The 12,647-nt window shown below is 62.6% G+C and carries 9 protein-coding genes; 8 read left to right on the top strand and 1 reads right to left on the bottom strand.

The window, feature by feature from the left end; all coding sequences use genetic code 11:
• Window positions 1-137: 137 nt before the first annotated feature.
• The 7 genes from ACW9UO_RS01450 (at window position 138) to hflX (ending at window position 9,091) form a co-directional block, all read left to right on the top strand.
• Window positions 138-2,402: a sensor histidine kinase NtrY-like gene (locus ACW9UO_RS01450; protein WP_457087255.1), complete on the top strand. Its 2,265-nt coding sequence runs from the start codon at window positions 138-140 to the stop codon at window positions 2,400-2,402.
• Entirely contained in the window at window positions 2,399-3,811 is a 1,413-nt protein-coding gene (gene ntrX, locus ACW9UO_RS01455) for a nitrogen assimilation response regulator NtrX (protein WP_457087256.1), read from the top strand. The genes ACW9UO_RS01450 and ntrX overlap by 4 nt, the downstream gene beginning before the upstream one ends.
• Before the next feature lie 4 nt (window positions 3,812-3,815).
• Window positions 3,816-4,439, top strand: a complete 624-nt coding sequence (locus ACW9UO_RS01460; protein WP_457087257.1) for a hypothetical protein — start codon at window positions 3,816-3,818, stop codon at window positions 4,437-4,439.
• A 119-nt stretch (window positions 4,440-4,558) separates the two neighbouring features.
• Complete coding sequence (gene trkA, locus ACW9UO_RS01465; RefSeq protein WP_457087258.1) at window positions 4,559-5,935, top strand: Trk system potassium transporter TrkA; 1,377 nt, start codon at window positions 4,559-4,561, stop codon at window positions 5,933-5,935.
• Window positions 5,936-7,450 (top strand): TrkH family potassium uptake protein, encoded by a 1,515-nt coding sequence (locus ACW9UO_RS01470; protein WP_457087259.1) that lies wholly within the window; start codon window positions 5,936-5,938, stop codon window positions 7,448-7,450. It abuts the gene before it with no gap.
• Window positions 7,451-7,580: 130 nt separating this feature from the next.
• On the top strand, window positions 7,581-7,820 hold the full coding sequence (gene hfq / locus ACW9UO_RS01475; protein WP_457087260.1) for an RNA chaperone Hfq: 240 nt from the start codon (window positions 7,581-7,583) through the stop codon (window positions 7,818-7,820).
• On the top strand, window positions 7,817-9,091 hold the full coding sequence (hflX, locus tag ACW9UO_RS01480; RefSeq protein WP_457087261.1) for a GTPase HflX: 1,275 nt from the start codon (window positions 7,817-7,819) through the stop codon (window positions 9,089-9,091). Before hfq ends, hflX begins: the two co-directional genes overlap by 4 nt.
• 74 nt (window positions 9,092-9,165) lie before the next feature.
• On the opposite strand, the gene ACW9UO_RS01485 is transcribed toward hflX, so the two are convergent.
• A complete protein-coding gene (locus ACW9UO_RS01485) occupies window positions 9,166-11,634 on the bottom strand; it encodes a penicillin acylase family protein (RefSeq protein WP_457087262.1) in 2,469 nt (822 codons plus the stop codon).
• A 139-nt stretch (window positions 11,635-11,773) separates the two neighbouring features.
• On the opposite strand from ACW9UO_RS01485, the gene ACW9UO_RS01490 reads away from it, so the two are divergent.
• The gene (locus ACW9UO_RS01490) at window positions 11,774-12,646 is read left to right on the top strand and encodes an NAD(P)-dependent oxidoreductase (protein WP_457087263.1); all 873 of its coding nucleotides are present in this window, start codon (window positions 11,774-11,776) and stop codon (window positions 12,644-12,646) included.
• Window position 12,647: the final 1 nt, after the last annotated feature.

Genomic DNA, 12,647 nt, shown 5'->3' on the forward strand with positions numbered 1-12,647 from the left:
GCTGCGGCGGGAGAAAGCCACAATATATGGCGGTTCGCTGCGCAAGCAGCACATCAAGGCGAGGGCGGTCTGTGGCCACAGGGGCACATGCATCGACAAGCAATTTGGCCGGCGGCGGCAATAATCCGCCGAGGCGCATGGTCCGGTGGGACAACCTGCGGCACTGGGTGCGGCGCAGGCGTGTACAGAACGTGGCCACGCTGGGGCTGGTGCTTTTGGGGCCGGTTTTGGCGTTCGCCACCTTCCTTGTCATGGGCCCGCTCAACATGGGGGCCAGTGCGCCGGGCCTGCGGCTGATCCTGCTGGGCGATTTCGTCTATGTCCTGCTGATTGCGGCTTTGGTGCTGCAACGGGTGGCGCGTATGGTGGCGGCACGGCGCGCGCGGTCCGCCGGGTCGCGGTTGCACCTGCGGTTGACCGGGGTGTTTGCGCTGATGGCGCTGATCCCGACGGTGACAGTGGCGGTCTTTGCGGTGCTCACCATCAACATCGGGCTGGAAACCTGGTTTTCGGACCGGGTGCGCCAAGTGGTGGGGGCCTCGCTCGCCGCCGCCAAAGCCTATCAGGCCGAACAGCGCGAGGATCTGTCGGAAGACGCCCGCGCCTTGGCCAATTACATCGATGCCCAGCGCCGCAACGTGCAGCGCGATCCAACGACCAACCTGCGCAAAGTGTTGACCGACGGTCAGTCGCTGATCCAACGCGGCTTGCGCGAGGCCTATCTGATTGACGGCACGGGCGAGCTGCGCACGCGCGGCGAACGCTCGTACCTGTTTGATTTCGAACGCCCGACCCCGGCACAGATTGCCGCGAGCCACAGCGAGACGCCGGGGCAAGACAGCCTCAGCCTGATCGAGGATTGGGCCAACGGCGAATTTCGCGCGATTGTGCCGCTTGAGGCCTATCCCGATCGCTATCTCTATATCAGCCGGGTGGTTAACGGCGAGTTACTCAACCTGTTGGACAACACCCAACAGACCGCGCAATTCTATCAACAACAAGAGAGCGAACGCGGCAGACGGCTGTTTGATTTCGCGCTGATCTATCTTGGCTTTGCGCTCTTGCTGGTGCTGGCGTCGATCTGGCTTGGCCTGTGGTTTGCCGAGCGGCTTGCGCGGCCTGTGGGCCGTCTGACCGGCGCGGCGCAGCGGGTGGGTGCCGGCGACCTTGATGTGCAGGTGCGCGAGGAAGAGGGCGATGACGAAATCGCCATGCTCAGCCGTTATTTCAACCAGATGACCAAGCAGCTCAAGGGCCAGCGCGAAACCCTGCTCGACAATACCCGCCAGATTGAGCGGCGTCGCCGTCTGTTTGACAGTGTGTTGTCCTCGGTCACCTCTGGCGTTGTTGGCCTAGACGATGAAGGGCGAATTTCCTTTGTGAATCGCTCGGCCGAGCGGCTGTTGGGCTGGAGCGAGGACCGCCAATCTGTGCCGCTGACTGTGGCGGTGCCCGAGTTCGGGCCGCTGTTTGCCCAGCTGACCAGCGGCGAGCGCACTGTGGTGCAGCACGATATCAAGGTGGTGCGTGAGGGGCGGCAGGAAAACCTGCTGGTGCGCATGGCCACCCGAAGCCGCGAAGATGGCGGGCTTGAAGGCTATGTGGTTGCGTTTGATGACGTTTCCGATCTTGTCGCCGCCCAGCGGATGGCCGCCTGGGGCGACGTGGCCCGCCGCATCGCGCATGAGATCAAGAACCCGCTGACCCCGATCCAGCTCTCGGCTGAGCGGATCAGCCGCAAGTTCAGCCGCGAGCTTGAAACGAACAGCGCGGTCAAGCTTGAAGAGCTGACCGGGGTGATTGTGCGCCAGACCAACGATCTGCGCCGGATTGTCGATGAATTCTCAAAATTCGCGCGGATGCCCGAGCCGGAGCGCGCGCCCGAAGACGTGGTACACCTGCTGCGCGGCGCGCTGTTGTTGCAGGAAAGCGGCCAGCCGGATGTGAGTTTTTCCGCCGAATTGCCGGACGGCAAATTGATGGCCGATCTTGATGCCACGATGATCAGTCAGGCGCTGACCAACCTGATCAAGAACGCCGGCGAGGCGATTGAGACCCTGCAAGAGCGCGGCGCACCCGAGGGGCACAGCCCGATGATCCGCGTCACCTGTGGCGTCGAGGGGCGCCAAGCGGTGATCCGGATCATGGACAACGGCATTGGCCTGCCCGAAGACCGGGCGCGCCTGTTCGAGCCTTATGTGACCACCCGCGACAAGGGCACCGGCCTCGGCCTGCCCATCGTCAAAAAGATTATCGAAGAACATGGCGGCAGCCTCGCGCTTGACGATGCACCGCCATTTAACGGCCAGCCCAGTACAGGCGCGATGGCCGTGATCCGTCTGCCTTTGGCGGCGGAACCAACCAGTGTGAGTGAAGAGGACCGAGGGGAACCGAGCAAATGAGCGATATTTTAATTGTCGACGACGAACGCGATATCCGTGAGCTGATCGGGGATATTCTGGAAGATGAAGGCTATTCGACCCGCCTTGCCGGTGGATCGGATGAATGTATGGCGGCGCTGAACGAAGAGCCGCCCGCGCTTATGATCCTTGATATCTGGCTGAAAGACAGCCGAATGGATGGGATCGACATCCTCAAGACGGTCAAGCGCGACAACCCCGGCATCCCGGTGGTGATCATCTCGGGCCACGGCAATATCGAGATTGCGGTCGCCGCGATCAAACAGGGCGCTTACGATTTCATCGAAAAGCCGTTCAACATTGACCAGCTTCTGGTGGTGATCCGCCGCGCGATGGAAACGTCGCGCCTGCGACGTGAGAACCAGCAGTTGAAGCGCAAGGAAACCACGGCGGCCGAGATGGTCGGCGACAGCGCCTCGTTCCGCGCGCTGGTGAGCCAGTTGGACAAGGTGACGAAATCCAACGGTCGGGTGATGCTGACCGGCCCTGCGGGCAGCGGCAAGGAAGTGGCCGCGCGCTATATCCATGCGCAATCGGGGCGGGCAGAGGCGCCGTTTGTGACGGTGAATTGCGCCTCGATCGAGCCGGAAACCATGGAAGAGGTGCTGTTTGGTCGCGAATCGACCGAACGCGGTGTCGAGGCCGGTCTGCTTGAGCAGGCGCACGGCGGGGTGATCTATTTCGATGAGGTCGCGGATATGCCGCTGGGCACCCAATCCAAGATCTTGCGGGTGCTGGTCGATCAGCAATTCACCCGTGTGGGCGGCGCCGATAAGGTGCGGGTTGATCTGCGCGTAATCTCATCGACCAACCGCAACCTGGAAGAGGAAATCGAGGCCGAGCGCTTCCGTCAGGAACTGTTTCACCGGCTGAACGTGGTGCCGATTGCCGTGCCCTCGCTTGAGGAACGCCGCGAGGATATTCCGGTGCTGGCCGAGTATTTCATCAAGTCCTGCAACGACAGTCAGGGCCTGCCGATGCGCCAGCTTTCGGACGAGGCGATTGCACTGATGCAAACGATGACTTGGCCGGGCAACGTGCGCCAGCTCAAGAACCTGATTGAGCGGGTGCTGATCCTTGGCGATGGCACGGGCAATATCGAGGCGCATGAACTGCCGCAGGACGCGCCGACCGGTCAGGAAGAGGGCCGGGTGGTCTTGGCGGGCACTTTGGCGACCTTGCCACTGCGCGAGGCACGCGAGGCGTTTGAACGCGAATACCTGCTGACCCAGATCAACCGATTTGGCGGCAACATCAGCCGCACGGCCTCTTTCGTCGGGATGGAGCGCTCGGCGTTGCACCGCAAGCTGAAATCGCTTGGGGTTGTGACCTCGGCCAAATCCGGCGCGCGGGTGGCGCGGGTGGATGAAGCCACGGCGCAAGTGGGTTAAAACGGTGCGGACAGATCGCGCCAATCGGCGCGCCCTCATCGGCGCGGGGCTGTGTCTCGCGGTGTTGGCAGGCTGCGATGCCCCGGTGACACAGCAGGCCTCTGCGCCGGGGCTTGCCTTGTCAGAGACCGCCAACACGACCGAAGCGCAGATTGATGCGGTGAGCCAAGCGCTGCGCGCGCTCGGCCCTGGCGTTGATCCGAAAGAGGCCGACCGCGCCGCGCGCATTGCAGTGCTCAAACCGCTGGAACTGGCGCAAGAGTGGAACGTGGTCGACGCGCCATTGACCCATAATTTCAAGGTGATCCACGGGTTGCGCCCCAAGGGCGTTTGTCAGGATTGGGCCAACGCGCTCGCCCCGGTGCTTCAGGCCGAAGGCTTTCGCACCTTGCAGGTCCATATCGGCATGGCCAACGCGCGAAACGTTAAGCTAGAGCACGTTTCGGTGGTGATGACCGCGCGCGGCCAGCCGATGGCCGAGGGGCTGCTGCTTGATCCCTGGCGGATCGGGCAGGGGCGGCTTTACGTCGAGCGGGTGGCGCAAGATCCGCGCTACACATGGGAAACGCTTGAGGCTGTGCGCGCGTGGCAGGCCGATCTCAAGGCGGGCGCAGACGCGCAAAGCTAGGCAGGCCCGCGATAATCCTGCACAGCCGGGGGCAATGACGCGGTGCAGCATGGCATTGACCGGCCTTTTCGGTTCTGCCAAGGATAGCGTTCGCGAGGCAGGGCAGGGAGCCCAATCATATGAAGGTCATCATCTGTGGTGCCGGGCAGGTGGGCTGGCAGATCGCCCGCCATCTTTCGGGCGAACGCAACGACGTGACCGTCGTCGACAACAATCCCGATCTGGTGCGCCGCGCCACTGATACGCTGGATGTGCAGGGCATTGCTGGTTTCGCCAGCTATCCCGACATCCTTGCCCGTGCGGGCGCGCGTGACGCCGATATGATCATCGCTGCGACCCACTCGGATGAGGTCAACATGGTGATCTGTCAGGTGGCGCATTCGGTCTTTGCTATCCCGCGCAAGGTCGCGCGGCTGCGGTCGCAAAGCTATCTCGACGCGATTTATTCTGATCTCTACCGCCGCGATCACATGCCGATCGATGTGGTGATCTCGCCGGAAAAAGAGGTGGCGGATGCCGCCCTGCAACGGCTCTCGGCCCCGGCGGCCTTTGACACCGAAAGCTTTCTGGACGGTCAGGCGCAATTTCTCGGGCTGCGGCTCGAAACGGATTGCCCGGTGCTCAACACGCCGCTGCGCCAGTTGACCGACCTGTTTTCCACCCTGCGCTCGGTCGTGGTGGCGATCCGGCGCAAAGGCACACTGTTTGCCCCCGCGGCTGGCGATCAGCTTTTGGCGGGTGACGATTGCTATGTGATGAGCCATGTCGACGACGTGCCCCGCACGATGGAGATTTTCGGCAAGAAACAGGCCAAGCAGGAGCGCGTTGTGATTGTCGGCGGCGGCAATGTCGGGCTGGCGGTGGCACAGGCGCTCGAAGAGCGTGCCGTGCGAATCCGCGCCAAGGTGATCGAGAAAAGCCGGAAATGTGCCGAACATGCAGCGGATATTCTGGAGCGGACCATTGTGCTGAATGGCGACGGGCTGGATGCGCAGCTTCTGAAAGAGGCCAATATTCACCGCGCCGATGCCGTGCTGACCGTGACCGACGATGACAAGGTCAACATGCTCGCGGCGGTGCGCGCCAAGGCCGAGGGCTGCCCCTATGCCATCGCGCTGATCAACGATCCGACGCTGGTGCCGCTGATGGGGCCGCTGGGGATCGACGCCTATATCAACCCGCGCGCCACGACCGTGTCGTCGATCCTGCGCCATATCCGCCATGGCCGGGTGCGCGGTGTCTATTCGGTGGGCGACGCCGAGGCCGAGGTGATCGAAGCCGAAGTGCTCTCAACCTCGCCCATCGCCGGGCAGCGCATCCGCGACATCGACTTCCCCGAAGGCGTCTTGGTTGGTGCGATCTTGCAGGATGGCAAGGTGGTGCGCCCCACCGGTGCGCTCAGGATCGAAGAGGGCAATGTCATCACGCTGTTCGCGATGACCAAGGACGTGCCGGAAGTCGAGCGCCTGCTTCAGGTCTCGATCGACTTCTTCTAGATGACCAACCACCTCAAAAACCTGCCGTTTTTCCTTCAACTTGCGGGTTTGACCGGGATTTGGATGATGGTGCCGGCGGCGCATGCGCTGTCGGCCGAGAATTTCCATCAGGCGCGCAGCTTCTTTTACGCCGGGCTTTTGACGCTGATCTTTGTCAGCCTTGTCGGCATCGCGATTTCCAACCGGCCGCACAATCAATCCGGCCTGCGTCAGTTGATGGGGCTGCTTGGAGCGTTTACCGTCATTCCGCTGATCATGGCGGTGCCGTTTTATGAGGCGTTGCGCACCACCAGTTTCCTCAATGCTTATCTTGAGATGGTGTCGAGCTTTACCACCACCGGGGCCACGCTGTTTGCCCCCGACCGGCTGTCGGACACGCTGCATCTGTGGCGTGCGCTGGTCGGCTGGATGGGCGGTTTGCTGATGTGGATCACGGCGGCGGCCATACTTGCGCCGCTCAATCTTGGTGGTTTCGAAGTCACTGCGAGCGCCGAACCCGGCGGCGGCGAGGCGCGGGTGGCAACGATGGAGGGGGCCGATCCGGTAACCCGGATGATGCGCACCTCGTGGCGGTTGATCCCGGTTTATGCCGGGCTGACGCTGGCGCTTTGGGTCTGTCTCTTGGTGGTCGGCGAGCGGCCCTTGGTGGCGTTCAGCCATGCGGCTTCGACCATGGCAACCTCGGGGATTTCGCCCATTGGCGGCGTGCAGAACGGCGTGTCGGGCATGGTGGGCGAGGCGCTGATTTTCCTGTTCCTGCTGTTTGCACTGTCGCGGCTGACCTTTTCCAACGACACCGTGACCGGCGCGGCGGCCAGCCTGAAATATGATCCGGAATTCCGGCTGGGGCTGATGTTTGTGGTCGTGGTGCCGGGCTTTTTGTTCCTGCGCCACTGGGTCGGGGCGTTTGAGGTTAACGAGGTCAACAACGTCTTTGGCGCGTTCCGCGCGCTGTGGGGCAGCATGTTCACCGTGTTGTCGTTCCTGTCGACCACCGGATTTCAAAGCGGCGATTGGGCCGAGGCGCGCAGTTGGTCGGGCCTTGATAACCCCGGCATGATCCTTTTGGGGCTGGCGATGATTGGCGGCGGCGTGGCGACAACGGCGGGCGGGGTCAAACTGTTGCGGGTGTTCGCGCTGTTCCTCAATGGCCGCCGCGAGATCGAGCGTTTGGTGCATCCCTCATCGGTCGGCAATGCCCGCGCCGTCAGCCGCAGGATTCGGCGCCACGGGGCCTTTGTCGCCTGGATCTTTTTCATGCTGTTTGCGATTTCGCTGGCGGTGATCACTGTGGTGCTTGGGGCGTTTAACGTGCGGATGGACGCCGCCATTGTGCTGGCCACCTCGGCGCTGTCGACCACCGGACCGTTGGTGAATGTGGCGTTGAATGCGCCAATCGTGCTGGTCGAACTCAACAGCGGAGCCAAGCTGGTATACGGCGCGGCGATGGTGCTGGGGCGGCTTGAAACCCTCGCCATCATCGCACTTTTATCGCCCAACCTCTGGAGGAATTGACTTTTGCTGCAGTGCAGCATAAATAGGAGTTGATTAGGGGCTGGAAACTCCATCCCCGGCACGACATACTCTCGTTCCAGTGAGGGGGCCGATCCGCGGCAACTACGGCAAGAACAAAGGCAATTTTAGCATGGCTTCGGACAGACAGAACCTTCAGGACGCGTTCCTGAATCACGTGCGCAAGACCAAGGTTCCGGTGACGGTTTTCCTTATTAACGGCGTCAAATTGCAGGGCGTGATCACTTGGTTTGATAATTTCTGCGTACTTCTGCGCCGCGACGGACAGTCGCAGCTGGTGTATAAACACGCGATCTCTACGATCATGCCGGCGCAGCCGATCAACCTTTATGATGGTGATGATAGCGCTTGAAAGAGCATGCCACGCATGTGACCCGCGCTTGGGTCCTGCATCCCGATATCAAAAATGATTTCGACCGCCGGGCCGCTGGGCCGGCGCTCGATGAAGCTGTGGCTTTGGCTGCGGCACTCCCCAATCTTGAGGTTGCGGGGGCCGAGACCGTGCGCCTTCCCAAGGCGCATCCGGGCACATTGTTCGGTTCCGGCAAGATTCAGGAACTCAAGGCCCGCATGCAGGGTGCCGATGTCGAGCTTGTGCTGATTGATGGCCATGTCTCGCCGGTGCAGCAGCGCAATCTTGAAAAGGAATGGGGCGTCAAACTGCTTGACCGCACCGGGCTGATTCTCGAAATCTTCTCGGACCGTGCTGCCACCCGCGAGGGTGTGCTTCAGGTCGAGATGGCCGCGCTGTCGTATCAGCGCACGCGGCTGGTGCGCGCCTGGACCCACCTTGAGCGGCAACGTGGCGGGCTGGGGTTCGTTGGCGGTCCGGGGGAAACCCAGATCGAGGCCGACAGACGGGCGATTGACGATCAGTTGGTGCGCCTGCGCCGTCAGCTCGACAAGGTGGTGAAAACCCGCGATCTGCACCGCAAGGCCCGCGCCAAGGTGCCGTTCCCGATTGTCGCTTTGGTGGGCTATACCAACGCCGGGAAATCCACGCTGTTCAACCGGTTGACCGGGGCCGAGGTGATGGCCAAGGACATGCTCTTTGCCACGCTCGACCCGACAATGCGCGCGGTCGAGCTGGACAACGGGCTAGAGATCATCCTGTCCGACACCGTGGGCTTTATCTCGGATCTGCCGACCGAGTTGGTTGCCTCGTTCCGCGCCACACTGGAAGAGGTGCTGGCGGCGGATGTCATCTGCCACGTGCGCGACATTGCCCATGATGGCACCGAGGAACAGGCGCAGGACGTGCGCACCATCCTCAACGGCTTGGGCGTGCCAGAAGAAACCCCGCAGCTTGAGATCTGGAACAAGATCGACAAGTTGGATGACGAGGCCCGCGCCGCCCATCAGGCCCGCGCCGCGCGCGATCCGGACATTGTGACTCTGTCGGCGGTCACGGGCGAGGGGATGGACGACTTTCTTGACGCCATCACCCGGCTGCTGGACGCCGAAAAGCATGACACCACGCTGGTGCTTGCCTTTAACGACGGGCGCAAACGCGCCTGGCTGTTTGAGCGCGGGCTGGTGACGCAAGAGACGCAAACCGAAGACGGGTTCGAGCTTCAGATCCACTGGACCCGGAAATTGGAAGCGCAGTTCAACCGGCTGTAAACTGTGCAGTTTCGGCGCAGGGTGCCGGTGACATCATCGCAAAATAACACCAAGGTGCGCAGGATTTGCGCACCTTAGGGGGCCGGGATCAGCCGGGTGATGCCGGTCGCCGCAGCGCGCGCCAGTTCCTCGTCCAGTGACATCGGGATGTATTCGCCGCGCCGCCACAGGCTCCCGAGATCGTCGTAGTGACGCGACAGGAAGTGGCCTGATTGCCCGGTCGAGGTGACAAAGACTGAAGAGTCCGGATCGGCAAAGTCATAGACCCCGCGATAGCCCGCGCCGTGCACGTTAAGATAGGGGTTTGGCCCGGTGCCCAAGGTGCGCCCGCGCATCAGCGTTTGATCGCCGCCCGAGGTCGATTGGCGGATGTTGACGAAATAGCGCAGCACCGGCACCTGACCCAAGACCGGATGATCATGGGTCGCCTGATGCGCATCCCCCCAGCGCAAGGCCGTGAGATCGCGGCCAAAATTCTCTTCGAGCCAGACAACCGCATCCTCCAGCGCCAGCCGGGCGATATCGACACAGGTTTCCGAGGGCGAGGATTGCAGGATGTCACACCACGCGCTTGCGCCATCGATGTCGCGGTAGACCCGCTCGATAAACAGCGGTTCAACGTGGTTGTAGGCGTCGGCCAGCGGCCCGATGTCATCGCGGATCAGCCGGTCCTGGAGCGCCCGCAGCCAGGCGGCATAGATCAGCGGTTCGGGCAGGTGCTCGTTCATCTCGCCGTTCCACTCCGACAACAGCGACAGCGCCACTTCGCGCTGGCCCGCCAATGTGCCGGCCGGGGCAGCCTCGCCGGTGAACCACAGATCGGCCCCGATCAATGGCAACAGCGCGCGGGCGGCATTGCTGACGGTGTCCAGCTGCGCCTCGGTAAAGCTGTCGCGGGTGTGGACCTCGCGCCCCTGCATCAGCCGCTCCCAGCGCTGAATGCGCTGGCTGTCGCCCCAATCAAACGAGACATGGTCAGGGAAGGGCCGGTCGATGACCTTGTTGTTGGTGTTGCCGACAATGCCGCCCTCGGGGCGCACAAACGACGGGTTATCCTCATACGGCAGCCGGCCTTGCCAGCGGTTCTCGGCCATCCAGCCCTTGGTTGGCAGGCGCCCCATGCTTTCATGCCGCTCAGACCGGCGCGGCATCTGCCCGACCAGTTGCAGCGCGATGCCGTCTTTGTCGGCGAGCGTGAGCATTTGGCTCGGCGCGACCACCTTTTCCCCCGCCGCCAGCCCTTCGTCCACCGATTGCGCGTACATCAGCGACATCGCGGCGCTGGTGGTGGTGTCCTGATCATTCAGCGCCGTCCAGGCCAGCGCGGCCACATGGCCAACCGGCGTGATTTCGCCCAGATTGTAGTGCGAACCGGGCAGCACCGGGCCATTGTCGGTCCAGCGCAGGGTCAGCGTCACCGGGGCCTCGTCCTTGATCCGCACAATCGAGCGGCGGGTTTCAAACGGTTTAAAGCCGCCGGGCGTGCGGTATTGCTGGGTGTCGTCGGGGTTGAGCTGCTCGATATACAGGTCCTGATCGTCGAGATACGACGAGGTGATCCCCCAGCCAAGGTTGGGGCTTTTGCCCGCCATCACAATCGGCACGCCGGGCACGGTTGCGCCGATCACGCCGCCGGTGTCCAGCTCGAGCCGGGCCAGATACCAGATCGCCGGGGCGGTAAAGCCCAGGTGCGGATCATTGGCAAGGATCGTGCCGCCACTGGCCGAGCGCGAGGCCGCCGCCGCCCAAGCGTTTGACGCGCCCGCCAAGCCGCGCGGCGCAAACGGCGACAGCGGATGCTGGGGCAGTTGGGCATAGCGGGTGGCGCCATAGCGTTGGCCCGGCACAAGCTCGGCGTATTTCGGCAATGCGGCCACACCTGTGCCCGGCGCATCGGGCATGATATCGGCCAGTCGCGCCTCATCACGGATCAAAAGCGAGGTGCGGGCGCGCAGCACCTCTTCTTGCAGGTTGCCCGACAGCTGAACCGCGAGAAGCTTTACAAGTGCAATTGAATCAGCGGGTTGCCAGGGTGCGATCGGCACATCAAACACAAAGAACTCGGGCGCACCACGGCCCAACGCATCGCGGTTGATCTCTTCAAGCCGGGCATTCACCCCGGCGGCATAGGCATTCAGCGCGGCAAGGGTGCGAGGGTCTTGCGCCGCCACCGATTTCACCGCCTGCGCATGCAAATCCAGACGCCGCATCAACGTGTCGGTCGACAGCGTCTGGCGGCCAAAGACTTCGGACAACCGGCCCTGCACCGTGCGCCGCAGCACCACCATCTGCCACAGACGGTCTTGGGTATGGGCATAGCCGAGCCCGAAAAACACATCCGCGTCAGCCTCGGCAAAAATATGCGGCACATTGGCGTTGTTGCGCACGATCTCAATCTCGCCGCCCGGGCCTTTGACCGTCAGCGTCTTGTCATAATCCGGCAAAGAGCGCGACGCGAGGTAGTACACCGCCACCACCGCAATCGTCACCATCACCACCAAAGTGGTCGCCAGCCGGAACAGCCATTTGAATAAGCCCGCCATATGCGTTTTGCCTTGCCTTGTCCGTGTTGGTGTACGGGTTAGTGTACCGGTTAATGTGCGGGCCTCTTGTCTTCCGGCCAGTCTCGGGTGAGAACCCATTAAACGAAACCAATGCAAGACAAAAGCAGGAGGGTGCGCCATGGCGAAACTGGCATTTTTGGGGTTGGGTGTCATGGGCTATCCGATGGCTGGATATCTCGTAAAGGCCGGCCACGATGTGACCGTCTATAACCGCACGGCGGCCAAGGCCGAAAGATGGGCGGCTGAGTATGGCGGAAGCGTCGCCGCGACCCCGGCCAAGGCGGCGCAAGGCGCTGATTTCGTGATGTCCTGTGTCGGCAACGACGATGATCTGCGCGCGGTGTGCCTTGGCGAAGACGGGGCCTTTGCCGGCATGGCGACAGGCGCGACCTTTGTTGATCACACCACGGTGTCGGCTTCCGTGACGGCCGAGTTGTATGAGGAGGGCAAGGCCAAAGGCATCGCCTTTGTCGATGCGCCGGTCTCGGGCGGGCAGGCGGGGGCCGAAAACGGCCAACTCGTGGTGATGTGTGGCGGCGACCAAGACGCCTATGACCGTGCCGCGCCGATGATCGACGCCTATGCCAAGGCCTGCCGCCGCTTGGGCGAAAGCGGGGCCGGGCAGTTGACCAAGATGGTCAATCAGATTTGCATCGCCGGGTTGGTGCAGGGCCTCTCGGAAGGGCTGCATTTCGCCCAGAAGGCCGGGCTCGACGGGCGCGCAGTGGTCGATGTGATCGGCGGCGGCGCGGCGGGATCGTGGCAGATGGTCAACCGGTTTGAGACCATGCTTGACGGCGCGTTCGAGCATGGCTTTGCGGTGGATTGGATGCGCAAGGACCTCGGGATTTGCCTGAAAACCGCCGATGAGGTCGGCGCAAGCCTGCCGGTCACGGCGCTGGTCGATCAATTCTATAAAGACGTGCAAAAACTGGGCGGTGGCCGCTGGGACACCTCAAGCCTGATCAAACGGTTGACCGACGCCGGCTGAT

It is taken from the genome of Marinovum sedimenti (assembly GCF_054052205.1).

Bases quoted from the DNA above. Each gene is read 5' to 3' on its own strand.
- trkA (WP_457087258.1), top strand. From the start codon at position 4,559: ATGAAGGTCATCATCTGTGGTGCCGGGCAGGTGGGCTGGCAGATCGCC.
- ACW9UO_RS01485 (WP_457087262.1), bottom strand. From the start codon at position 11,634: ATGGCGGGCTTATTCAAATGGCTGTTCCGGCTGGCGACCACTTTGGTG.
- ACW9UO_RS01490 (WP_457087263.1), top strand. From the start codon at position 11,774: ATGGCGAAACTGGCATTTTTGGGGTTGGGTGTCATGGGCTATCCGATG.
- ACW9UO_RS01470 (WP_457087259.1), top strand. From the start codon at position 5,936: ATGACCAACCACCTCAAAAACCTGCCGTTTTTCCTTCAACTTGCGGGT.
- hfq (WP_457087260.1), top strand. From the start codon at position 7,581: ATGGCTTCGGACAGACAGAACCTTCAGGACGCGTTCCTGAATCACGTG.
- ACW9UO_RS01450 (WP_457087255.1), top strand. From the start codon at position 138: ATGGTCCGGTGGGACAACCTGCGGCACTGGGTGCGGCGCAGGCGTGTA.
- ntrX (WP_457087256.1), top strand. From the start codon at position 2,399: ATGAGCGATATTTTAATTGTCGACGACGAACGCGATATCCGTGAGCTG.